The 22,726-nt window shown below is 64.4% G+C and carries 20 protein-coding genes and 1 pseudogene; 6 read left to right on the top strand and 15 right to left on the bottom strand.

All coding sequences use genetic code 11. From position 1 onward, the window contains the following. Positions 1–7 precede the first annotated feature (7 nt). The 4 genes from ASG77_RS16275 (at position 8) to ASG77_RS16260 (ending at position 2,119) form a co-directional block, all read left to right on the top strand. Positions 8–412, top strand: a complete 405-nt coding sequence (locus ASG77_RS16275; protein ID WP_056347429.1) for a DUF5997 family protein — start codon at positions 8–10, stop codon at positions 410–412. Positions 413–539: 127 nt separating this feature from the next. Further along, complete coding sequence (locus ASG77_RS16270) at positions 540–809, top strand: type II toxin-antitoxin system Phd/YefM family antitoxin (protein WP_056347427.1); 270 nt, start codon at positions 540–542, stop codon at positions 807–809. Continuing rightward, positions 806–1,189: a PIN domain-containing protein gene (locus tag ASG77_RS16265; RefSeq protein ID WP_056347425.1), complete on the top strand. Its 384-nt coding sequence runs from the start codon at positions 806–808 to the stop codon at positions 1,187–1,189. The genes ASG77_RS16270 and ASG77_RS16265 overlap by 4 nt, the downstream gene beginning before the upstream one ends. Before the next feature lie 90 nt (positions 1,190–1,279). Beyond that, positions 1,280–2,119: a DUF3883 domain-containing protein gene (locus ASG77_RS16260; RefSeq protein WP_156380358.1), complete on the top strand. Its 840-nt coding sequence runs from the start codon at positions 1,280–1,282 to the stop codon at positions 2,117–2,119. Here ASG77_RS16260 and ASG77_RS16255 read toward each other — a convergent pair whose 3' ends face one another. The 14 genes and pseudogenes from ASG77_RS16255 to ASG77_RS16195 all read right to left on the bottom strand — a co-directional run bounded on the left by ASG77_RS16255 (position 2,120) and on the right by ASG77_RS16195 (position 17,405). Continuing rightward, positions 2,120–2,500 (bottom strand): VOC family protein, encoded by a 381-nt coding sequence (locus ASG77_RS16255; RefSeq protein WP_056347419.1) that lies wholly within the window; start codon positions 2,498–2,500, stop codon positions 2,120–2,122. Between the two features lie 624 nt (positions 2,501–3,124). After that, complete coding sequence (locus ASG77_RS16250) at positions 3,125–3,685, bottom strand: recombinase family protein (RefSeq protein ID WP_056347944.1); 561 nt, start codon at positions 3,683–3,685, stop codon at positions 3,125–3,127. A 593-nt stretch (positions 3,686–4,278) separates the two neighbouring features. Continuing rightward, complete coding sequence (locus tag ASG77_RS22145; protein WP_235564647.1) at positions 4,279–4,683, bottom strand: winged helix-turn-helix domain-containing protein; 405 nt, start codon at positions 4,681–4,683, stop codon at positions 4,279–4,281. A gap of 409 nt (positions 4,684–5,092) precedes the next feature. Beyond that, a complete protein-coding gene (locus ASG77_RS16240; RefSeq protein ID WP_056347416.1) occupies positions 5,093–5,404 on the bottom strand; it encodes a hypothetical protein in 312 nt (103 codons plus the stop codon). 391 nt (positions 5,405–5,795) lie between these two features. Then, positions 5,796–6,649: pseudogene (gene glpX / locus ASG77_RS16235) on the bottom strand (class II fructose-bisphosphatase); the annotation flags it as partial. 1 nt (position 6,650) lies between these two features. After that, the coding region (locus ASG77_RS22660; protein ID WP_268760671.1) for a fructose-bisphosphatase class II at positions 6,651–6,932 on the bottom strand (282 nt) is incomplete at its 3' end. A 245-nt stretch (positions 6,933–7,177) separates the two neighbouring features. After that, positions 7,178–8,284, bottom strand: coding sequence for a transaldolase (gene tal / locus ASG77_RS16230; protein ID WP_056347413.1), 1,107 nt, complete (start codon positions 8,282–8,284; stop codon positions 7,178–7,180). Between the two features lie 59 nt (positions 8,285–8,343). Beyond that, complete coding sequence (gene tkt / locus ASG77_RS16225; RefSeq protein WP_056347412.1) at positions 8,344–10,461, bottom strand: transketolase; 2,118 nt, start codon at positions 10,459–10,461, stop codon at positions 8,344–8,346. Positions 10,462–10,723: 262 nt separating this feature from the next. After that, positions 10,724–11,467 (bottom strand): GolD/DthD family dehydrogenase, encoded by a 744-nt coding sequence (locus ASG77_RS16220; RefSeq protein WP_235564610.1) that lies wholly within the window; start codon positions 11,465–11,467, stop codon positions 10,724–10,726. A 5-nt stretch (positions 11,468–11,472) separates the two neighbouring features. Further along, complete coding sequence (locus ASG77_RS16215; protein WP_056347408.1) at positions 11,473–11,934, bottom strand: ribose-5-phosphate isomerase; 462 nt, start codon at positions 11,932–11,934, stop codon at positions 11,473–11,475. Further along, positions 11,931–13,658 carry a dihydroxyacetone kinase family protein gene (locus ASG77_RS16210; protein ID WP_056347407.1) on the bottom strand — a complete coding sequence of 576 codons (1,728 nt, stop codon included), beginning with the start codon at positions 13,656–13,658 and terminating at the stop codon, positions 11,931–11,933. Before ASG77_RS16210 ends, ASG77_RS16215 begins: the two co-directional genes overlap by 4 nt. Positions 13,659–13,738: 80 nt before the next feature. Then, entirely contained in the window at positions 13,739–14,806 is a 1,068-nt protein-coding gene (locus tag ASG77_RS16205) for a substrate-binding domain-containing protein (RefSeq protein WP_056347405.1), read from the bottom strand. A gap of 50 nt (positions 14,807–14,856) precedes the next feature. After that, positions 14,857–15,849, bottom strand: a complete 993-nt coding sequence (locus tag ASG77_RS16200) for an ABC transporter permease (RefSeq protein ID WP_056347403.1) — start codon at positions 15,847–15,849, stop codon at positions 14,857–14,859. Further along, positions 15,846–17,405 carry a sugar ABC transporter ATP-binding protein gene (locus ASG77_RS16195; RefSeq protein ID WP_235564609.1) on the bottom strand — a complete coding sequence of 520 codons (1,560 nt, stop codon included), beginning with the start codon at positions 17,403–17,405 and terminating at the stop codon, positions 15,846–15,848. Before ASG77_RS16195 ends, ASG77_RS16200 begins: the two co-directional genes overlap by 4 nt. Positions 17,406–17,600: 195 nt before the next feature. On the opposite strand from ASG77_RS16195, the gene ASG77_RS16190 reads away from it, so the two are divergent. After that, positions 17,601–18,542, top strand: a complete 942-nt coding sequence (locus tag ASG77_RS16190; RefSeq protein WP_056347401.1) for a sugar-binding transcriptional regulator — start codon at positions 17,601–17,603, stop codon at positions 18,540–18,542. A 2-nt stretch (positions 18,543–18,544) separates the two neighbouring features. Further along, entirely contained in the window at positions 18,545–19,948 is a 1,404-nt protein-coding gene (locus ASG77_RS16185) for a xylulokinase (RefSeq protein ID WP_056347399.1), read from the top strand. A 1,074-nt stretch (positions 19,949–21,022) separates the two neighbouring features. On the opposite strand, the gene ASG77_RS16180 is transcribed toward ASG77_RS16185, so the two are convergent. Continuing rightward, a complete protein-coding gene (locus ASG77_RS16180) occupies positions 21,023–22,582 on the bottom strand; it encodes an IS1182 family transposase (protein ID WP_056347397.1) in 1,560 nt (519 codons plus the stop codon). Between the last annotated feature and the right edge of the window lie 144 nt (positions 22,583–22,726).

The raw sequence follows: 22,726 nt of genomic DNA, 5'->3' as shown, positions 1-22,726 counted from the left end.
TTGAACCATGACCTCTGCAAACTCCCAGTCCATGAAGCCGGCCACCGTTGCCAAGAAACTCGGCATCTACCTGCCGGCAACACCGCAGGAGTTCCAGGATTCAACCATCAGCCGCGCCGATTTCGCCGAACTCCAGGCCAACCCGCCGGAGTGGCTCGCGGAACTCCGCCGGAACGGCCCGCACCCCCGCCCCGTGGTGGCCCAGAAGCTGAACGTCTCCATCAGCGGCCTGGCCCGCGGCGGTGTTGAGGAAGCGCTGACGACGGCGGAAATCACCGCGCTGCTGCAGGCTCCCCCGGCCTGGCTGGTCGCCGAGCGCTCCACCCACGCCGCCGTCCGCACCGAAGCCCAGCGCGTCAAGGACGAGGCTGCCAAAAAGGACGCCAAGAAAGCCCGCGCCCAGGCCGAGTAGCCTCCGCTTTTCATAGGCTTGTCCGCGGATCCGAACCTTGACGATTCAGATCCGCGGTCAAGCCTCTGTTGTTTTCTTTTCATTGCCAATCGTAGAACAAAGGCTACATCTGGCGTAGAATTCAGCCATGGACAAGGTTGGTGTTCGGGAACTCAAGCAAAATCCGAGGGCCGTCATTGAGCGGGTTGAGCACGGCGCCACGCTGGAGATAACCCTCCAAGGCCGCGCGGTTGCAGTGATCTCACCCGTAACGCATCGCAAGAAGTGGACTTCAGCCGCTGAAGTGGCAATCGCCCTGAAGCTTGCCGAGCTCGGCGCAGACCAGACCGGGTGGCTCACAGAACATGAAGAATCCAGGGATGCCGATCCCCTGGTAGATCCGTGGACAACCCCATGATCTTGCTGGACACAAATGTCCTGATCGCACCCCCGGCCGTGTGGCCAGCCGGCACAGTGCTCGGCTCGAGCATCATCTCCCTGGCGGAACTCCAATTCGGAATCCGATCGTCAGCATCTGAGGAGATCCGCCGCAACAGAGTCCGCCGCCTTGCCGTTTGGCGGGAGCTAATGGACTGGATTCTCTTCGACGAGCATGCCGCCGAGAGCTATGGCGAGCTGGCCGCGCGGGTCAAGCTATTGAGGCCCCAGCACGCCAGAAGTAAGGAGATCATGATTGCCGCCCAAGCCCACTCGCTCGGCATACCTTTGATGACCCGCAACGCCAGGGACTTCGAGTTGGTTCAGGATGTCGTGGAGATCCTCACCGTAGGCGACTGAGGGCGGGGCTGACAATCCAGCTCATTACGGGGCCGGGTCCGGGCGTCGAAGCGATAGCCTGGACGCTATGCGCACTGGGAGCGAAACACTTTGACGACCAGAGACTGGTCAGGAGCTGAAATCGCGGCAACTGTGGCCAGCTACCTGGAAATGCTTCGTTTGGAAGTCCTCGGGCAGCCCTACAGTAAGACGATGTTCCGCGACCGGCTGCTGGCCTTGTTGAACAACCGGACCCACACCGCCGTCGAGTACAAGCACCAGAACATCTCGGCCGTCATGATGAGGCTGGGCCTTCGCCCCATCAAGGGATACCAGCCAGCTAAAAACTACCAGCACGCCCTGATCGCTGAAGTTCAAGCGCAGCTCGCTTCCTCGCCGTCCATCATTGAACAAGTGTTGGCCGAAGCGCTGCAGACGCCCGACGCCGCCGCAATTGGGTCACTCGACATCGCCTGGTCCCCCATCCCCAAAATCGTCCTCCCTGACGCCCGAGCTTCCCCCCGAACAGCGCGTCACTACGACTACGCAACAGTTGAGGCGAGTAACCGCAAGCTCGGCGACGGCGGCGAGGAAGCCGTCGTCGACCTTGAACGGCGGCGGCTGCACAGTGCTGGAAAGCGCAAGCTTGCGGAGTCGGTCGAGCATGTGTCCAAGACCCGCGGCGATGGCCTCGGGTACGACATCCTCTCCTTCGAAGAAAGCGGAAAAGAACGGCTCCTCGAGGTCAAAACCACAAAATCCCGTGCCGAGACGCCGTTCTTCGTGTCCCGCAACGAATTAAGACTTTCCCAAGAGCAGGCTGAGGTCTTCCACCTCATCAGAGTCTTCAACTTCGGCCCCGCACCCCGCTGGTACCACCTGCCGGGCAGCATCGATGTGACGTGTGAACTTCAGGAAAGCACGTTCCTCGCGGTGCCGAAGGCTGGTTAATCAGTCCTGGTGCAGCTGCACGAAGTTGCCGCAGCCGTCGTCGAAGACTGCACTGATCCCGGACGGATCCTCTGACGGCTCGCCCTGGAATTTCACGCCGGCAGCCACCAGCCGGTCGTACTCGGCCTGCACATCCGGAACCCCGAACGTGATCGCCGCGATCCCGGCGTCGTGCAGTGCGTTCATGTAGTTCGCACCGATCGGGTTGTCGCTGGGCTCCAGCAGCAGACCCACCGAAGCGGCGTCGGCGCCCGGATCCTTGATGATGAAGAGATTGTACTCAGGCATCGCCATCAGGGTCTCGAACCCGAGGGTCCCGGTGTAGAACGTGTGGGCCGTGGCCGGATCCTGGACATGGATGCTGCACATTTTCAGTCTCATGGTCCCAAGCTACCGGCCCGCAGGAGGCGTGCGAACCTTCAGCGGAGAAGAGCCGTCCTACGTGTCCATCAGAGCTGCCAGCCCGGAGATTAGCGGTCTCCAGGGCCCAGACTGAAGGCACATCCGCCAGGCAGCTGGCCTCCGCAACCGCATCGCTGCGCAGGCCGCGGTGAAATGTGGCGTGGACTCGGCCATGGATCCGGATTCGAAGATGTCTTTCGGTGACATCGTAGGCGGAGCCGAAGTCCCGTGAGCTGGACACCATCTCCTTTCACCAGTGGCGCGCGCCAACTGCCGACGTGAGGTTTTGCCGGGTTAGCTGAGATAGATCATGCCGCCTCCGTCTCATTTAATTTGACAATTCCGTATGCAGCAGCCCGGCGGCCGCGAGGTGCCCCTGGCAAGGTAACGCCATTCGAGTCCGCCAGCTGCGTTTGCCAAGTACGGCGAGGCAGATCCCGACAGTCCGTAGATTGCCAGGGCTATTGAGATCCTTGCCAACAAAACTAAAACCGGACACGAGAGCTGCGCATTCCGGCCCTCTTCGAAACTGGCCGATAAGGGACCTTCCATCAAGCAAATTGCGTTCCCTAGCAGTAACAGCCGCGCCGGCGGGCAAGAGGTTCAGTCCAGCTTGGCGTGGCGCAGGTACTGGTAGACGGTCTCCCGGCTGATCCCGTAGTCACGGGCAAGGAGGGCTTTAGGTACACCGCTGCTGGCGCGCTGGACCAGTTCGGCGGCCCGTTCCGGGGTGAGGGTCTTTTTTCGTCCTTTGTAGGCGCCGCGCTGCTTGGCCAGAGCGATGCCTTCCCTTTGGCGTTCTCTGATGAGGGAGCGTTCGAATTCGGCGAAGGCGCCCATGACGGAGAGCATGAGGTTGGCCATGGGCGAGTCCTCGCCGGTGAAGACGAGGCCTTCTTTGGCGAACTCCACCCGCACGCCCATGCGGGTTAGGACGTGAACCAGGGCGCGAAGGTCATCGAGGTTGCGTGCGAGCCGGTCCATGCTGTGCAGGGTGTCCCCGTCACGGGCGAACCGCAGCAGCTCTGTGAGCTGTGGTCTGGCGGTGTCCCTGCCGGAGGCCTTGTCCATGAAGACCCGGTCCAGAACCTGGCCTTCGAGCTGGCGCTTCTCGTTCTGATCCAGAGTGCTCACTCGCACGTATCCGATCCGCTGGCCAGCCACGGTTTCCTCCAACCTTCGTTTTGTCAGGATGACTTCTAGGCCCGCTCCAGCTGAAAGTCAAGACCTCCCCAGTCTGTTCTGTCAGGTTGAGTTCTAGGCCTGCCCCAGAAGCACGTCAAGTCATACGCGTCCTATTCGTCAGGTTGGGGTGTGAATAAACCGGACCGGAAGGGTGGAGGCCCACGACACGGCCGCATTCAATCGTGGACTAAGGCAGGCTGTGACTGTTAGTCGGTAGTGGCGGTTAACTTGCAGGATGGCTTGGCGGCTTTGTCACCGGGGTGCGGAGCTGGGGTCGCCCTGAAGATTCCCTCGCTGATGACCCGCCCCGGAACGGGCCGGCGATGATGGCCTTTATTTTTCCTGTCATCCTTGGGCATCTTCACCGCCGGTGGTGGTGGCTCAGAGTCGGATGTGTCCGTTGATGATGGTGCGGCTGGTGCCGCCGACCCAGATGGCATCCGCCTCGGAGGTGCGGTTTCGCCGGACCCCTGACGACTTTTTCGTGTTGAGTGCGGGAATTCGCAGACTCCAGCGTAAGGCGCTCGGCTGGACAGCCCTCACCCGAGCTGAAGTGCACCCGGACGCCGGGCCTAGATCACGTATTCCGGTGTGAACACGCTAATCTCCGGATGAGCGTGGAAACGGTAGCCAGCACCTCGTTCCGTCCGAATCGTCCTGGCGAATCGCCCGAGCTTGTTCCGAAGGCGGCGGATGTGGACGTCGATGGTTCGGTCGATCGGCACGGCAGCGCCATCACCCCAAACGCGGCATAGGAGTTCTTCCCGGCCGACAGCACGCATGCTGGCACCCATGAGGTAAATCATCAGGCTAAACTCCACACGCGTCAGGCGCACGGGCATTCCGTCCAGGTGCACACTGCGCCCCGACACGTCGATGATCACACCCACGTGACCGGATTGCTCTTCCCTGCCCGGGTGCTCCGCATCCGTTCGAGGCCGCACCAGCAGCGTCGGGTCACCGAAAGCTGAGAACACGCTGTCCAAGGCCCCTCCTGGAGCATTGGCGGGGCCGAGTGCCACTGCTGCATGGCTTTCCAGCCCTTGGACCAGTGAATGACTAAAGGCGCGTATTTCCCGAGCCAGTGCGGTAACTGATGTACCAGCTGCTTGGGCCGCTGATTCATCGACGCCCACGTAAAGGGCGAAACCCCGGGCTGAATACTCGCGTGATCGCCCGTTGGTAGGCCGACGGCTTTCGTCCCGTCGTCTGGAACGATGCATCTTAGACAAAGCTGAAGCGGCGAGACTTCCTCCGGGTTCGGCAAATTCAAGTAGAAGACGCGGTTGGTCCGCCGATGCCGTGGCATGGGCGGAGATGATGGATTTTCCAGCTGGAATAGGCATTTGAACGTCCTAGCTAAGAGAAATAAGCCGTATGTGTCGACTAGCGGCGTACGGCTCTTAGGAGGGCATCACTGTCCGGCATGTCATCGGGCTGTACCCGGGTGAGTCCGTCTTCAAGCTCCTGGATTCTCCGCAGCGCCAATTCCAGCACTTCGGTGAGCCAAGGGACCTCGACCTGACACAGATGAGAATTGGTCCACATTGCTCCCACTGGATCCATCGGATTGAGGGCCCTGAGGTGGAGTACACGGATCGCGGCGAGCCGGGCCTCGGCATCGAGGGGAGGGGCTGTGGAGCCAGTGTGCGCGATAGCGGCGGTCGGCTGGGGAATGGTCAGGGCAGTGATCGTCATGGGGTCCTCTTGAAGGCTTGACCCGCCGGGCTGTCTTGCCGGCGGTGTACGGTCACGCGCCCAGGAACGCGCGGACGCCACATCCGTCTTTCTGCCGCGTGTAGGAACGAGCAGAACGGGACGGAGGACAGCGGAAACTTGAACCTGGGCCTGGGCCTGGGCGTGCAACGGATTTACGGCCACTCTGGCTTCTAGCGGCGCGGAATCGGTGCAACTATCTGCCGGAGGCTGCCCGTGGGGGCTGCCGGCGGCCGGGCTTACTCTGAAAGTGGTGTCGCCACTGCCTTGCGGCCGTCGTTGTGCGTCAGCCGACGTACCGATCCTCCTCAGACCCCGAACTCACCAGGCGACGCATTCCGGTTGGAATGCGTCGACCGGTGAGGTTCAGTGGTTAGCTCCGGCGGGAATAGCATTCCCATTTGTGGGCCTGGTGTTCGCCGTCGACGAAGCGGACGGTGCCTGATTTGGACCGCATCACGATCGACTGGGTCAGCACCTTGTCCTTGGCGTAGCGGACACCGCGGAGAAGGTCGCCGTCGGTGATGCCGGTGGCCGCGAAGTAGCAGTTGTCGCCGGTGACGAGGTCGTCGGTGGAAAGGACCCGGTCCAGGTCATGGCCGGCGTCGATGGCCTTCTGCTTCTCGTCATCGCTGGTCGGCCACAGCCGGCCCTGGATCACGCCGCCGAGCGTCTTGATGGCACAGGCTGTTACGATGCCTTCCGGCGTTCCGCCGACTCCCATGAGGGCATCAACGCCGGTACCGGAGCGCGCTGCCGCGATCGCACCGGCGACGTCGCCGTCCATGATGAACTTGGCGCGGGCACCGGCCTCGCGGACTTCCTCCACCAGCCCGCGGTGGCGGTCGCGGTCCAGGATCATAACGTTCAACTGGTTGACGTTGACGCCCTTGGCCTTGGCGATGAGGTGCAGGTTCTGCTTGACCGGCAGCCGCAGGTCCACGACGTCCGCGGCCTCCGGCCCGGTGACCAGCTTCTCCATGTAGAAGACGGCGGACGGATCGAACATGGTGCCGCGCTCGGCCACGGCGAGGACGCGAGGGCGTTGTTGATGCCGAGGGCGGCCAGGCGGGTTCCGTCGATGGGGTCCACGGCGACGTCACATTCGGGGCCGGTGCCGTCACCGACGTGCTCGCCGTTGTACAGCATGGGGGCTTCGTCCTTTTCGCCTTCACCGATGACGACGACGCCGTTGAAATGGACGGTGGACAGCAGGGAACGCATGGCNGTGCTCGCCGTTGTACAGCATGGGGGCTTCGTCCTTTTCGCCTTCACCGATGACGACGACGCCGTTGAAATGGACGGTGGACAGCAGGGAACGCATGGCGTCCACGGCCGCGCCGTCGGCCTTGTTCTTGTCGCCGAACCCGACCCAGTGGCCACCGGCAATGGCGGCCGCTTCGGTCACGCGGACGAGTTCCAGCGCCAGGTTCCGGTCGGGTTCGTCATCGCCCACGGCCAGCGCCGGGGACAGGGTTGAATAGCGGGTTGACCTGGAAGCCTCAGACATAGCGACCTCATTCTTGAACGGTAGTGGGGGATGCGTGGCGGTCAGCGTGCGGCGGATCTGTGTTCCTGTGGGGCGGCCTTCTCCAGAGCCGGAGCTGGCGGAAACGCTCGGCGTCGTCCATTTTCGGTGTCCCACCAAGGGATCTCCCGCGTCCTGGCAAGGTTCATGTAAATGTCCTGACTCATACCTGATGCTCGCGGCCGGCTGCCTCTACCGTCTGCGCAACCTGTAGAGGAGGGCTCGATTCAGCGACCGGTGGAGAGGGCGCCTTCGACATCACCGAGGAGTTCCTTCCAGCTGGCGACGAACTTGTCCAGGCCCTCGGACTCGAGGATGGCCACGACGTCGTTATAGGAAACGCCGAGCGCTTCGAGGGCGTCGAGGGTGGCGTTGGCGTCGTCGTAGCCGCGGGTGATGGTGTCGCCGGTGACGGTGCCGTGGTCGAAGGTGGCGTCGAGGGTTTTCTCCGGCATGGTGTTCACCACGCCGGGTGCGACGAGTTCGGTGACGTAGAGGGTGTCCGGGTAGGCCGGGTCCTTCACGCCGGTGGAGGCCCACAGCGGGCGCTGCGGCAGGGCGCCGGCTTCGGCGAGGACGGCCCAGCGTTCGGTGGAGAACAGTTCCTCGTAGACCTGGTAGGCCAGGCGGGCGTTCGCAACCCCGGCCATTCCCTTGAGTGACTTGGCCTGGAGAGTGCCGATGGCGTCGAGGCGCTTGTCGATTTCGGCGTCCACGCGGGAGACGAAGAATGAGGCGACCGAGTGGATTGTGGCGAGGTTGTGGCCGTTTTCCTTTGCCTGTTCCAGGCCGGACTGGAAGGCGTTGATGACCGCGCGGTAGCGCTCCAGGGAGAAGATCAGGGTCACGTTGACGCTGATGCCTTCGGCGAGGGTGGCGGTGATCGCTTCGAGGCCTTCGAGCGTTGCCGGGATCTTGATCAGGACGTTGTCCTTGCCGACCTTCTTGTACAGGTGTTTGGCTTCGGCGATGGTGCCGGCGGTGTCCCAGGCCAGGCGCGGGTCAACTTCGATGGACACGCGGCCGTCGACACCCCTGGAAGCGGCGGCGACGGGGGCGAACAGGTCGCAGGCGTCGGCCACGTCGGTGGTGGTGATTTCGAAGACGGTCTCCTCAACGGTGGCGCCGGCCGCGGCCTGGGCTGCGATGACGGCGTCGTAGTCGTGGCCGGTGGTGATGGCGGCGTGGAAGATGGACGGGTTGGTGGTGACACCAACGACGTTCTTCTCTTCGATCAGCTTCCGCAGGGTGCCGGTTTTCAGGCGGCCGCGGGAGAGGTCATCGAGCCAGATGGAGACGCCGGCGTCGGAGAGCTGCTGGGTGGGGGTAGTCATATCAAACTCCTTGAGATCAGCGGTTCCGGGGGACGGTGTTCCCCCGGAACCGTGGTGGATCAGTTAAAGAGGCCGGCGAGGGATTCCTTCGCCGCTGCGGTGACGGCTTCTGCCGTGATGCCGAATTCTTGGAAGAGGCGCCTACCGTCGGCGGACGCGCCGAAGTGCTCCAGCGAGATGGAACGGCCGGCGTCGCCGACGAATTCGCGCCAGCCCAGGGCCAGTCCGGCTTCGACGGACACGCGTGCCTTCACGGCGGGGGGCAGGACGGCGTCGCGGTAGGCGGCGTCCTGCTTGTTGAACCACTCCACGCAGGGCATGGACACCACGCGGGTGGGGATGCCTTCGGTCTGGAGGGCTTCGCGGGCGTTCACGGCCAGCTGGACCTCGGAACCGGTGCCGATCAGGATGACCTGGGCCTCGGCGGTCTTGCCGTCCGCGGACGCTTCAGCCAGGACGTACCCGCCCTTCGCCACTCCGTTTACGGAGCCGAAGGTGTCGCCCTCGGCGTCGCCTTCACCGCGGGCGTAGGTGGGGATGTTCTGCCGCGTCAGGACGATCCCGGCCGGGTTCTCGTGGTTCTCCAGCATCACCTTCCAGGCAACGGAGACCTCGTTCGCATCTCCCGGGCGGACCACGTCCAGGCCCGGGATGGCCCGCAGGGTGGACAGCTGCTCCACCGGCTGGTGAGTGGGACCGTCCTCGCCCAGGCCGATCGAGTCGTGCGTCCACACGTACAGCGAGGGCACACCCATCAGCGCGCCGAGACGGATGGCCGGGCGCTGGTAGTCGGAGAAGATCAGGAACGTGCCCGAGAACGCCCGGGTCCGCCCGTGCAGGGAGATGCCGTTCACGATCGACGCGGCGGCGTGCTCACGGATGCCGAAGTGCAGCACCCGCCCGTACGGGTTGCCCTTCCAGGCCCCGGTGGAGCGGGAGGCCGGGATGAACGACGCGGACCCCTCGATGGTGGTGTTGTTCGACTCGGCCAGGTCAGCGGAGCCGCCCCAGAGTTCGGGCAGGACCGGGCCGATCGCGTTCAGGACCTTGCCCGACGCGGCGCGGGTGGAGACGTCCTTGCCGGCTTCGAAGACCGGCAGGGCCGCGTCCAGCTCCACGGGCAGCTTCTTGGCCTCGATCCGCTCCAGCAGGGCAGCGTTCTCGGGGTTGGCGGCCTGCCAGGCCTCAAACGAGGACTGCCATTCGGTGCGGGCGGCGGCGCCGCGCTCCACCACGGCCCGGGCGTGCGCCAGGACGTCCTCGTCGACCTGGAAGCTCCTGGCCGGGTCGAAGGCCAGGACCTGCTTCAGCGCCGCGACTTCCTCCGAGCCCAGGGCCGAACCGTGGATCTTGCCGGTGTTCTGCTTCTTCGGCGCCGGGTAGCCGATGATGGTCCGCAGCGAAATGATCGAGGGCCTGGTGGTCTCGGCCTTCGCGGCGAGCAGCGCCGCGTACAGTTCCTGGACGTCTTCGACGTACTCGCCGGTTTTGGTCCAGTCCACCCGCTGGGTGTGCCAGCCGTACGCCTCGTAGCGCTTGAGCACGTCCTCGGTGAACGCGATGTCCGTGTCGTCTTCGATCGAGATGTGGTTCTCGTCGTAGATCACCACCAGGTTGCCCAGCTCCTGGTGCCCGGCGAGCGAGGACGCCTCGGAGGTGACACCTTCCTGGAGGTCCCCGTCGGAGGCGATGACCCACACCGTGTGATCGAACGGGGACGTGCCCTCGGCGGCGTCGGCGTCGAACAGGCCGCGCATGCGGCGCTGGGAGTACGCGAACCCGACCGAGGACGCCAGGCCCTGGCCCAGCGGGCCGGTGGTGATCTCCACGCCGGCGGTGTGCTTGTACTCCGGGTGGCCCGGGGTCAGCGAACCCCAGGTCCGCAGCGCCTGCAGGTCGTTCAGCTCCAGGCCGTAGCCGGAAAGGAACAACTGGATGTACAGGGTCAGGGACGTGTGGCCCGGGGACAGGACGAACCGGTCCCGGCCGATCCAGTCCGGGTTCTTCGGGTCGTGCCGCATCAGCTTCTGGAAGAGAAGGTAAGCGGCCGGGGCAAGGCTCATCGCGGTGCCGGGATGGCCGTTGCCTACTTTTTCGACCGCGTCAGCGGCCAGTACCCGGACAGTGTCCACGGCCTTCTGGTCCAAACTGGTCCATGACAGTTCTTGCTCTTCCAAATGTGGCACGAAAACGGGCCCTCTCTGTGCTGATGACGGTACCTGGTGCACCGTTGTCTAAGGGGTTATGGGAGTGGTGGCCAGATTCGTATGTCCGTGTCTCGGGGGCTACGTCGACGAATCTGGAGGGTTCCGGCGGCACGGCCGCCCTTAGCCTGGAGCGTACGTTCGCTGGCAGTGGGCACGGATCTTTGCCTACGGCTATTGCACAGCAGCGGAACGCCTCGCGGTGCGCGACGTTCCGTCGCTGTGCGATGCCTGACTAGACGGTGGTGAATCCGCCGTCGATCAGGACGTTGGTGCCGGTGATCATCGCGGCGACGTCACTGGCAAGGTAGGCGATGAGGAATGCGACTTCTTCGGGCTGGGCGAACCGGCCGACCGGGATCGCTTGCTTGGCCTTCTCGCCCTTCTCCCCGGCCCAGGCTTTTTTGCCGAGCGGGGTCTCAACGACTGTGGGTGACACTGCGTTGACCGTGACGCCCTTGGGCGCCCATTCGAGGGAGAGCACGTGCGTCAGCCCGACGATCGCGGCCTTTGACGCGCAATAGGCGGCGTGCTGGTCGAGTCCGATGACTGCCGCCTGGGAGGCGAGGTTGATGATGCGGCCGTAGCCGGCGTCGATCATGACTCGGCCGGCGGCCTGGGCCATGTAGAAACTGGCGCTGAGGTTGACGTCCATTGTGGCCTGCCAGCGGGCGGCCGGTACATCCACTGCCGGGTCGAGCAGGGCGATGCCTGCCGAGTTGACCAGGATATGGGGTGTGCCTGCCACCCGGACGGCCTCGGCAACGACCTCGGTGGCTGCCTCGGGAGCGGTGAGGTCGCGGGCGATGCCGTGGTGGCCTTTCCCGGGCAGCTCGGCCATGAGCGCGCTGACGCGGTCGGAGAGGTCAACGCCGACGACGCGTGCGCCGCGGACGGCGAAGTGGTGGGCGACGGTGTAGCCGATACCGCTCGCGGCGCCGGTCACGATGGCGACGCGGCCTTCAAATTCCTGTTCCATTAGTGTCATCCTTCGTAGGCGGAGATTTCCTGGACCTTTTCGGCCGAGGTGCTGCTGGTGTCGAATTGGTAGGTCAGCCATTCCCTGGCGAGACGCCTTGCGAGCTCGAGGCCGACAACGCGCTGGCCGATGCAGAGCACCTGGGCGTTGTTGCTGAGCACGCTGCGTTCCACTGAGAACGAGTCGTGGGCTGTGACAGCGCGGATGCCGTTCACTTTGTTGGCGGCGATGGCGACGCCGAGGCCGGTGCCGCAGACGAGCAGTGCCCTGTCGGCCTCGCCGTTGGCGATCATTCGGGCCGCGTTGACTGCGATGTGCGGATAGGCAGTGTCGCCGTCTGCGTCGACGCCCACGTCGACTACTGAGGCCACGAGGCCGCTTGCTTCGAGGTCCTGTTTGAGGATTTCCTTGTAGTCGTACCCGGCGTTATCGCAGCCGATGACGATGCGCCATTTGTTGTCGGTCATGCTTGGTTCCTTTCTTTTGCGGGGGTGAGGGCTTCGAGGGCGCTGACGATCATGCCGAAGGAGGTCGCCCCGGCGTCCGGTGTTCCGACGCTCTTCTCTGCGAGGGGGCGGGCGCGTCCGATCTTCGGGGTCAGTGCGGCTGTCTCCGCGGCAGCTGTCGTGGCCGTCGTTGCCGCGGTGGCCCAGGCGTCGGCGGGGTCTTTGCCGCTCAGAAGCGCGAGCTCGAGGGTGTCAACGAAGGGCAGCAGCGCATCGACAAGTGTCTTGTCGCCGAGCTTCGCACGCCCGAGGTCGGTGATGGCGGTGGCGAAGGCGTGCACAGCGGCGGTGAGCTCGCCGCCGCCGAAGGTGAGGGCTTGATCATCGAGCGCTGCTCCGGCGCTTTCCAGCCCTGCGCCCCAGAGAACACCGGAGGTGCCGCCGGCTGCGGCGGCCCATGCCTGTCCTGCCTTGGCCAGGATCCACGCTGGACCTGCAGATGCTGCGGCCGCGCTCTCTGCTGCGGCGAGTGCCGCATCTGAGCCTTTGACCATGCCGCGGCCGTGGTCACCGTCGCCGGCGACGGCGTCGATGCGCCCCAGCTCGAGTTCGTTGTGGTGCATCGTGCGTGCCAGGGTGCGGAGACCGTCGACGACGAGTTCGGCGATGGGGGCTGCTGCGGCGCTCGGGGTGGGCGCATCCTCGTGGGCTTCGGCGGTGATGAGGTCGCTCACGGCGGGGCGGAGCGCGCTGATCGGAGATTTCTGCTTGCGGTAGGCGGGAGTGTAGGTGTCGGCAGTCCATGTGCGCTCGAGTTCTTCGTCGAGCCACATAAGTGTCAGGGAGATGCCGCCCATGTCCAGGCTCGTGACGAGTTCACCGACTTCGGGGTCGATGATTTCCAGGCCCGACTCTCGCAGCCGCGGCGCGACGGATTTCCACACCAGGAAGAGCTCCTCGTACTTGGTGGTGCCGAGGCCGTTGAGGATGACCGCGACGCGGGAGGAGGCAGAAGCCGGCGCGTGGGCGAGGAGGTCTGTGACGAGGAGGTGGGCGAGGTCGTCGGCTGTTGTGAGGGGTTCGTCGCGGATGCCGGGTTCGCCGTGGATGCCGAGGCCGACGCCCATGTGTCCGGCGGGTACCGTGAAGAGCGGCGCGGACGCGCCGGGCATGGTGCAGCCGGAGAACGCGACGCCGAAAGTGCGCGTGGCGGTGTTGGCGGCCCGGCCAATCCGCTCGACTTCGTCGATGTCCAGACCTGTTGCAGCGGCCGCGCCCATGGCCTTGAAGACGGTGAAGTCGCCGGCGATGCCGCGGCGCTCTGACTCGGTGGGCGAGGAGGCGATGTCGTCAGTGATGACGACGATGCGCGTGTCGATCCCTTCCTTGCGCAGGCGTTCCGCGGCGATGCCGAAGTTCATGTTGTCCCCGGCGTAGTTGCCAAAGGTGAGGATGACGCCTTTGCCCTGGTGGGCAGCCTTGGCCACGGAGTAGACCTGAGCTGCGCTGGGGGATGTAAAGATGTTGCCGACGACGGCTCCGGTTGCGAAGCCGGGACCGATGATGCCGCAGAACGCGGGATAGTGCCCGGAGCCTCCACCGACGACGACGGCGACCTGCGGCGTCTCGGAGCGGTGGGCGACGGCACCGCCAGGGACACCTCGCAGACGGTCGGAATAGAGGTCGAGGAAGCCGGCAAACTGATCTTCGGCGAAATCGGCGGGGTCGTTGTAAAGGACAGTCATGGTGGTGCGCTCCGGTCGGAAGGTTGTTGAGGGGTGGCCGGGGCCCATGGTGTTCGGGCCCCGGCAGGGTGGGTGAGCGGTTACTTCTTCTGGCCGGGGAGGCCTTCGTAAGCGATGTTGCCGCTCTTGAGGTTCTCGTCGATGAGCTTGGGCAGGCCTTCGAGGAAGGCCTCCCGGCCGGTCACGACGTTCTTGAAGGCATCCCCGACGTTGGCCGCGGTGATGGCGGGCATCGTGTAGAGAGGCTTCTTGTTCACGTCCTCGCCGCGGGCAATCTTTGCGGCGACCGCGAGGCCGGCGGCAAGCTCAACGGTGCCGTGCTGCAGCGAAGTGCCAATCATGTCCCCGGCCTGCACGGCCTTGAGTCCGTCCTCGATGCCGTCGATTCCGACGACGGGGATATTGGTAACTCCTGCCTCACGCAGCGCCTGGATCGCGCCGAGCGCCATGTCGTCATTCTGCGAAATCACCCCGTCAATCTCGCCATGGAACGCGGAAACCCAGTTGCTCATCTTGTTGACGGCCTCGTCGCGCTTCCAATTGGCGGTGTCCTTGGCCAGGACCTTGACGTCCGGGTTCTTGCTGAGCACGTTCTGGATGCCTTTGCCCCGGTTGATCTGCGGGGAGGAGCCAATGGGGCCCTCGAGGATGACGACGTTCCCCTTGCCGCCGAGCTTTTCCATCATCATCGTCGCTTCCTGCTCTCCTGCCGCCACGTCATCGGGCTGCACGCTGGCGCTCAGATCCGCACCGGACAGTGCGGTGTTGACGTCAATGACGGGAATACCGGCCGCCTTCGCGGCAGCAATTTGCGGCTGCAGGGAGTCGGCCTGGACGGGGACGATGATGATCGCGTCGACCTGGGCGTTGACGTATTGGTCCATCTGGTTGGCCTGGGCCGACACGTCGCCACCGGCCGAGTTCCACTGCAGGTTGATGTCGTTGGCCTTGGCATAGGCCTCCATGCCTTCCTTGCCCTGGGTGATGAACGAGGACATGTCGTACACAGTCACGCCGACCGTGATTGTCTTATCTCCGCCGGTGGCGCTGGGGTCTCCGGCGCCGCAGCCTGCGAGGCCGAGGGTGGCGACGGCCGCCATCGCGGTGCCCGCGAGCAGCTTCTTCGTCATTGAGGATGGTTTCTTCATGATGTTCCTTCTCATAGGTTTGGGGCTAGTGGGGGATGGTTTCGGGACTGTCAGCGGCTGCCGCGGCGGGCGGCCCACACGTCGACGCCGACGGCGGCGACGATGATCACGCCTTTGATGACGTTCTGCCAGTAGGCGGGCACGAGCAGGAGGTCCAGGCCGTTGTTGATGGTCTGGATCAACAGCAGCCCGATTGCGGTGCCCCACACGGTTCCCCGGCCGCCCATGAGGCTCGCACCGCCGATGACGACCGCGGCGATGGCGTCCAGCTCGTAGCCCTGGCCAAGGTTAGGGGCGCCGGTGATGACGCGAGAGGCGAGCATCAGGCCGGAGAGCCCGGCAAGCACGCCGCTGATGGCATAGACGCTGAACAGGATGTTGCGGGAGCGGACGCCAGCGATTTCGGCGGCAAGGCGGTTGCCGCCGATCGCGTAAACGCGCAGGCCATAGTTCGTGCGTTTCATCACGAAGGCCAGGACGAGGATCGCAACGATCATGAGGACGACAGGGAGCGTCAGGCCCAGGATCTGGGTGTTGGCGTAGGATCCGAAGCTGGCCGGCAGCCCGCTGATGGGGGCGCCGTTGCCGATGACGTAGGCGATGCCGGACGCCAGGGTCAACATCCCGAGTGTGGTGATGAACGGCGGCACTTCGAATTTGCTGACGATGAGCCCGTTGATGGAACCTGCGAGCAGGCCGGTGACCACTGCTGCCAGCAGCGGCAGCATGGGGTTGTCGCCTGCGTTTTTCGCGGTCCAGGCGGCGGCCATGGCGCTGGCGGCCATGACGCTGCCGACGGAGAGATCGATGCCGCCGGTCAGGATCACGAGCGTCTGCCCGAGGGCGATGAGCGCGAAAGGCGCGGCCGCGATGAGGATGTTGGTGAGGTTATCGGGTGTGGCGAACCGTGCGCTGCGGTAGGCGAAGAACGCGACGATGAGCAGCATCACCACGACCATGATGTGGCGGATGAGGAATCCGCTGGCGATTTCCTTCAAGTCTCGGCGTTGCAGGGCGGGGACGGCTTCAATGATTGTATTCATGGCGTGGTGTCTTTCACGGGTGCGGCATTCTGGCCGGAGGCCAGTCGGAAGATGGAGTCCTGAACGGTCGGGGAGTCAAGCTGGGCGCGGTCAAGTTCGCCGACGACGCTCAGTTCGCGCATCACGAACGCACGGTGGGAGAGGCTGAGGATCTCGGGCATGTCGCTTGAGGCCATGACGACAGCCATTCCGGCGGACGACAGTTCCGTGATGATGCGGTAGATCTCGCTGCGCGCGCCGATATCGACGCCTCGCGTGGGTTCATCCAGCAGCAGCGCGTCAACCTCGCCAGTGAGCCACCGGCCGAAGACGACTTTCTGCTGGTTGCCGCCGGAAAGGTGGTCGAGGTGCTGGTCCAGGCCGTTGCTCTTCAGGCGCATCGACTTCATGACCGTGCCAATGGCCTCGCGCCGCTTACGGCCGCTGAGGATGCCGAATTTCGAGAAAGCGGCGATGCGCGGCAGTGTGGCGTTGTCCAGAACGCTCAGGGAGAGCACGGCGCCGGCGCCCTTGCGGTCCTCCGGGACGATCGCCAGGTTCCGGGCGATCGAGCTCAGCGGGGCACCTGGCTTCAGTGTGGTGCCGGATACCGTCACCGTCCCGGAGACGGGCTTGCGGATGCCGTAAATGCACTCGAGGAGCTCGGTGCGTCCGGCACCGACGAGGCCGGCCAGGCCAAGGATTTCGCCTCTCTTCACGGTGAAGCTGACTGGTTCCGCGCCGGCGGCGATGACGAGGTTATCGACTTCGAGCACGGTGTCGGTTCCGGCGTCAGGCCGTTCCGGGAAGAGCTGGTCGAGTTCGCGGCCGATCATGGCGGTGACGATGCCGTCGTCCGTGATGTCGGCCAGCGGCGTGTCACTGACGAGCTTGCCGTCACGGAGCACGACCACGCGGTCGGCCATCGCCCGGATTTCCTCCATCTTGTGCGTGGTGAAGAGGATGGCCACGCCCTGATCGCGCAGTGAGCGCACGATTCCGACCAGCCGGGCGACTTCGCGCGCTGCGATCGCGCTGGTGGGTTCGTCGAGCAGCAGTACGCGGGCCCCGCGGTGGGTTGCCTTGATAATTTCGATGATCTGGCGCACGCCCACGGGCAGCGCCTTCATGCGGGTTTTGGGGTCCGTGTCCAGGCCGAATTCCTTGAGGTAGCCCTTCGCGGCCTCGATCATGGCAGCACGGTCGAGAACGCCGAAGCGGTTCTTCAGCTCCCGTCCGATGAACAGGTTCTCGTAGACCATCATTTCGGGGATGGACGCGAGTTCCTGGGGAACGATAGCGACGCCCAGGGCGTAGGCCGCTTGCGTGTTGCCGCTTGGCAGGTGCTGGCCGCGGACCTGCACCTGGCCGCTGTCGGGGCGGTACTGACCCGAAGCGATCTTCATGAGCGTGGACTTCCCGGCACCGTTCTCGCCAGCGAGGGCCGTGACGGTGCCTGGCTCCAGGGAGAAGGTGATCCCTTTGAGAACGGGGATCCCTCCGAAGGACATAGTGATACCCGAACAATCGAGCATGGGGACGACGGTAGTTCTGTCGTCGGTTTGGACGGTCGACACCTGTATCGAGCTCCTTTGCTTGCCGTCTCATCGCCACGTGGGGAGTGACAGGTATCACTCTACGACAATGAGGCACAAAAGTTAATACCCAATGCTCATATGAGCAAACGACATTAAATGATATTATATTGCTCATAGGAGCACCCCTGACATTTGCTGGGAATGTGTGCTCAAATGAATCAAGGAGGAGATGTCATGGCACAGACCCCAGGTCCGGGTAGGCAGGTGCAGATCGCGCATATAGCGACCCAGCACTACCTGCAGAACAAGACCCGCATTGAGATCGCCAACGAAACCGGTCTGAGCCGGTTCAAGGTTGGCCGGCTTCTCGACGAAGCAGTGAGCTCAGGGATCGTTCGAATCGACATTCAGAGTCCTTCGGGCATGCGGCTCGATCTCTCTGTGCAGCTCAAGGACCGTTTCGGCCTCATGCACGCCGTTGTTGTCGATGTGCCTTCGGACTCCGATGATGTCCTGCAGGCAAGGCTGGGATCCACCGCCGGGGACCTGCTGAGCGAAATCCTCACCGACAACGATGTTCTCGGACTCACCTCAGGCCGCACCCTCAGCGCCATGGCGCGGTCCTTGAGCAGCCTGCCGAAGTGCGGGGTTGTGCAGCTTGCAGGGGTCGCAGGTCCCATCCAGGAGACGGGCCTCGAGATCATGCGCCGCATCAGTGCAATCGCCGGTGTCCGGCCGTGGACGATCTACTCGCCCCTGGTGATGAGCGACGCCCAGGCCGCGGTTGGCGTGCGCCGTCAGCCGGACACAAGCCAGACCTTTGAACAGTTTTCTCGCGTGACCGTCGCTGTAGGGGCAATCGGCTCGTGGCAACCCGAAAACTCCCAAATGATCAAGAACCGCGCACTCGACACCTCGGACCGCGAGAAGCTGCTGGCCCGGGGTGTCGTCGCGGAATTCGGCGCAACACTGATCACCGACACGGGCGAAGTCATCCACGACATCGATGACCGATGCATCGCAATCTCCGAGAAACAGTGGCGTGCCATCCCCACCGTCATCGCGGTGGCCGGTGGCCCCACGAAAACCCGGGCCATCCGGGCGATACTGGCCTCCGGCCTGCTCCATGGCCTCGTGACAGACAGCGCCACAGCCGAAAGACTACTCGGAGGCTGACCATGGCGCGCCCACTGCTCGTCGCCGGCGTCGACTCCTCGACGCAAAGCTGCAAATACATCACCGTCGATGTTGCAACGGGAGACGTAACAGGATCAACGGCGCTGCCGCACCCCGACGGCACAGCCGTAAACCCGCGGCACTGGTGGGACGCCTTCATCGGCGTCGGCGCGGCGTCCCTGCGCGGCGTCAAAGCCGTATCCATCACGGCCCAGCAGCACTCGACGATTCTGCTCGGCAAAGACAACGAGCCCCTGTGCGACGCCATCCTGTGGAACGACCACCGCGCCACCCAATGCGCGCTCGACCTCCGGCACGAATACGGACAAGACCGCTGGGCGAGGGAGATCGGCATGGTTCCCACCGCTGCCCACCCCGTATCAAAGCTGCGCTGGCTCGCGCGCACGGAACCAGAGACCGCCGCCCGGCTCCGGAAAGTCATGGTCCCCCATGACTGGCTGACCTGGCACCTGCTGGGGGCAGCGGGCGAACCGACGACGGACCGCTCCGACGCCTCGGGAACCGGATACTGGGCTTCCACAGGCGCCGGCTACCGCGAAGACATCATGGAATTCGCCTTCGGGAGGGCGCCGGAAGTGCCACGGGTCCTGGAACCCGGAGAACGTGCAGGCATCACCCGGTCCGGGGTAGTCGTTGGTGCAGGCTGCGGGGACAATGCCGCGGCCGTGTTCGGGCTCGGCGCGGAGCCCGGTGAAGCGGTCGTGTCCATTGGCACGAGCATGACCGTGTCCATGTCCGACACCATGCACGTTGCCGACCCTGCCGGGCACGTCGCAGACATGGCGGACGCCGCCGGCGGCCAGCTGCCCATTGTGGCCACGCTGAACGGTGCACGGACGCTGAACTCCACCGCCAGGATGCTCCGGCTGAGCCTCGACGAACTGGACATGCTCGCCGCCGCAGGTCCACCGGACGCCCAGGGACTGTGCTTCCTGCCCTACCTGGATGGCGAACGAACACCATTGCTTCCGGAATCGCAAGGTGCCCTGGTAGGCCTCACCAGACAATCCATGACCCCCGAGAACCTTGCCCGCGCCGCCGTGCTCGGCCTTGCCTGCGCGATCGCTGATGCCATCGATGACCTGGCCCGGGCCGAACTTCGTGTTCAGCGTGTCACCCTAATCGGTGGCGGGTCACGCTCCATGGCGCTAAGACAGGCCGTCGCCGATCTGACGGGCCGCCAGGTCGGCTGGCCCGAACCTCGCGAATACGCAGCTCTGGGAGCCGCCCGCCAGGCAGCCTGGGCACTCACAGGTGAACTACCCGACTGGCCCCGTTCTGAACGGACCTTCCTGGATCCGTCAGAGGCGGTTGAATGGGCCGAAGACGTCAGAAACAGGCACAAATCAACCGGCGCAGTCCTTTTCGGCTCCGAGCTCCTCTAAATTCGCAGGTCCAGTTGAACGCCGATCGCGGTTCCGACGGGACACTTTCGCCGAATGCCAGCGCTCCGGGAGAATTCCACAACTTGCAGAGGTTCCGCTACCGCCATCTGTGCGACGTCGGTGGCAAAGCTGGAATGAGAAGCCTCCCCGGCGAAGTTTGCTGTCAGCCGCCGATCCACCGCCATGCTCACATGAGCATTGGGGCTTACATTTTGTGCAGTTGAGGATTTACAGTGATATCGGGCCTTGGCACGTAACCCGCGGTCGACAAGGACCTCCGGGTGCGGAAGCAAGGCTTACTCGCGCGCCGCGTGGCAGCGCAGAGATGGTCCAATAATCAGCAAACTATCGAGAGGCGTTCCGAAATGATGAAAGACACAAACGTGATGCAAACGCTCACCCTCAACGTCCCTGAGGACACCCGCGAAGTAACTGTCCATCTGCAAGTGGACGCACAGTGCAAATGCGCGTCCCAGCCCACCCTGCGACCAGGCTCGTATGTCGACGCCGAGCCAGCCAGGAGTGAACGCCGGTAAGTAACGTGGCCTATTCGCGGCTCTGAGCGAATCGGCGTACTGGCACTCGGGGGCCCAAGGGACCGACGTGCTGCACATGCGGCTGAGGCTGAAAGCATTTGCCTGTCAGCGCCAGCCGCCACGAAGCGTTGGTTCCCGCAACTCTCGCAGTACAGCCGCCGGTTCTTTGGTGGGGACTCCGCTAGGAGGCTGCTGAATAAGGCGGTTGTGGGGCGGGCGGGACGCCACCAATGGTCGTCTAGCGGCGTGTTCTGGTCAGCACCCTTGGGTGCGACAACGGNGTAGCCGGCGGCGGTGGCCTGGGCGGCGAAGGGTGCCACGAGGACGACCGGTTCTTTGGTGGGGACTCCGCTAGGAGGCTGCTGAATAAGGCGGTTGTGGGGCGGGCGGGACGCCACCAATGGTCGTCTAGCGGCGTGTTCTGGTCAGCACCCTTGGGTGCGACAACGGGGTCGTTCCGCCCGCTTGGCTTCATTCTGCCTCAGATCTGGGGCGTCATCCAGTGGTTTTATCGATGAGTCGGGGTCCGGGCGGTGGATTATCCCAGCGCCCATGATCCGTCGTTCTCTGTCAGTCCGAGGGCGAGAAGGCGTCGCAGGTTGAGTCCAGCGATTCGCAGTTTCAGCCAAGCGTTGTTCCGTTTGATGCCGCGGTGGGGAACGCGTCGGTTGCCGCGGGTGAGCCAGGCTATGGACCGCTCGACCATGGGCCGGTGCGTGCGGTAGTCATCCTTGAAGGCGGGGTCCGTGGCGCGTTGACGGTGTTCGCGCTGCAGGGCATCGTGTTCGTGGAGGACGAGCTTGCGTCCCCGTGGTGAGGTGGTGCACCGGGCCCTGAGAGGACACCCGTTGCAGGCTGTGCCGAACGTAACCCGCCGTTTGACGGTGATGGTGCGGGTGATGTTGTTCGGGCAGGTCGCGGTGCCGGCGGCCTCATCGACGGTGAAGTCATCGAGGGTGAACCCGCCTTCGACAGCCGGGCGCAGCGGCCAGGGTTTGATCACTGGGGTGTGCGCGGTGCGGGCGAGAGCGGCGAGCATTTCCCCGGAACCGTAGGCCGAGTCGGCCAGGACGTCCACGCTGGTGCCGGCAATCGTGGGATCCATGCCGATCAGCCGGGCACCGACGGCTCCGTCACTGTTCTCCGGTCCGGAGGCCTTGGTCAGCTCCGCGGCGGTGATCAGCCCGGTATCGGGCTCGATGACCAAATGGGCCTTGAATCCGTCCTGCTGCCGGGACCGGGTCTTATGCGCGTGCCGGGTGTCCGGATCCACGGTGGAGATCATCCGGTCCGGGGCGACCTTCCGGGCGATGCGCCACCGCCCGTCGGTCCCGTCCGAGTCTTCGGCGGGTTCCACGTCCTGTCCGGCGACGAGTGCAAGCAGTGCGTACGCATCGGCCGCTTTGGTGTCCAAGGTCTCGGGATCGACCGCGGCCAGCAGCGCCAGCGCGTCGGTGACCAGCGCCGAGACCAGCCCGTCCTTGGCCTCCTGGTCGTCCCAGGCGATGTCCGGTTTGCCGGTGCGCGTGTAGTCATACCCCGTAGCGTGGGCGCTCACCAGGTCCTGGCCGTCAGGGACGTCACGGCCGAAGCGGCGGATTCCGGCGATCAGCTGCGTGATGGTGTCCTGCCTCGCGACCGCGTCATCCAGGACCGTCGAATCCATCGCCCGCCGGCGCTTGCCCTTCAGGATTCCGGTCTCCGCCACGACCTCGGCGATGGCCTCCATGATCCGGTGCGGGTTTCCCGACCCGGCCAGACGCCGTCGCCAATACGTCAGCGTGCTCGGGTGGAACGCGGTATCGGTCAACCCGTACCCGCACGCGGCTTTCCAGCGCAGATCGAAGATCAAAGCCTCGGCGGTTTCCCGGTCAGAGAGCCCCTGCAGTGCCTGCAACACCAGCACCGAACCGATGACCCGCGCCGGAACCGACGGCCGGCCCCGCCGCGACGGAAAGAGGTCCTCCATCATTGAATCCGGAAACAGGCGCCCCCGGTGTTTGGCCAGAAAAGCGAAGACACTGCCCGGAGCCAATAACTCTCCGGCCAATGCCTCCACATCCAAATACCCGCGTTGCGCGTCCTCGCGTCCCTGCATAAGACCAGTCTTAATCACCAGGCCCACGAGTCCAGCCGACGCGCCCAACCCACGATTAATTCAGCAGCCTCCTAGGGCGTGTCTCCTAATCAGGGGCCGGTAGAAGCGCACGCCACCGGAGAATACCGCCACGGTGTCCATGCC

This window comes from Arthrobacter sp. Soil762, from assembly GCF_001428335.1.
Lineage (GTDB): Bacteria > Actinomycetota > Actinomycetes > Actinomycetales > Micrococcaceae > Arthrobacter.
The sequence above is the reverse complement of the archived record's forward strand: the minus strand, read 5'-3'. Positions and strand labels throughout refer to the sequence as shown.

Excerpts from the sequence above, each read along its gene's own strand:
- ASG77_RS16275 (WP_056347429.1), top strand. The coding sequence starts at position 8 with ATGACCTCTGCAAACTCCCAGTCCATGAAGCCGGCCACCGTTGCCAAG.
- ASG77_RS16270 (WP_056347427.1), top strand. The coding sequence starts at position 540 with ATGGACAAGGTTGGTGTTCGGGAACTCAAGCAAAATCCGAGGGCCGTC.
- ASG77_RS16265 (WP_056347425.1), top strand. The coding sequence starts at position 806 with ATGATCTTGCTGGACACAAATGTCCTGATCGCACCCCCGGCCGTGTGG.
- ASG77_RS16255 (WP_056347419.1), bottom strand. The coding sequence starts at position 2,500 with ATGAGACTGAAAATGTGCAGCATCCATGTCCAGGATCCGGCCACGGCC.
- ASG77_RS16240 (WP_056347416.1), bottom strand. The coding sequence starts at position 5,404 with ATGACGATCACTGCCCTGACCATTCCCCAGCCGACCGCCGCTATCGCG.
- tal (WP_056347413.1), bottom strand. The coding sequence starts at position 8,284 with ATGACTACCCCCACCCAGCAGCTCTCCGACGCCGGCGTCTCCATCTGG.
- ASG77_RS16220 (WP_235564610.1), bottom strand. The coding sequence starts at position 11,467 with ATGGAACAGGAATTTGAAGGCCGCGTCGCCATCGTGACCGGCGCCGCG.
- ASG77_RS16215 (WP_056347408.1), bottom strand. The coding sequence starts at position 11,934 with ATGACCGACAACAAATGGCGCATCGTCATCGGCTGCGATAACGCCGGG.
- ASG77_RS16210 (WP_056347407.1), bottom strand. The coding sequence starts at position 13,658 with ATGACTGTCCTTTACAACGACCCCGCCGATTTCGCCGAAGATCAGTTT.
- ASG77_RS16205 (WP_056347405.1), bottom strand. The coding sequence starts at position 14,806 with ATGAAGAAACCATCCTCAATGACGAAGAAGCTGCTCGCGGGCACCGCG.
- ASG77_RS16200 (WP_056347403.1), bottom strand. The coding sequence starts at position 15,849 with ATGAATACAATCATTGAAGCCGTCCCCGCCCTGCAACGCCGAGACTTG.
- ASG77_RS16190 (WP_056347401.1), top strand. The coding sequence starts at position 17,601 with ATGGCACAGACCCCAGGTCCGGGTAGGCAGGTGCAGATCGCGCATATA.
- ASG77_RS16185 (WP_056347399.1), top strand. The coding sequence starts at position 18,545 with ATGGCGCGCCCACTGCTCGTCGCCGGCGTCGACTCCTCGACGCAAAGC.
- ASG77_RS16180 (WP_056347397.1), bottom strand. The coding sequence starts at position 22,582 with ATGCAGGGACGCGAGGACGCGCAACGCGGGTATTTGGATGTGGAGGCA.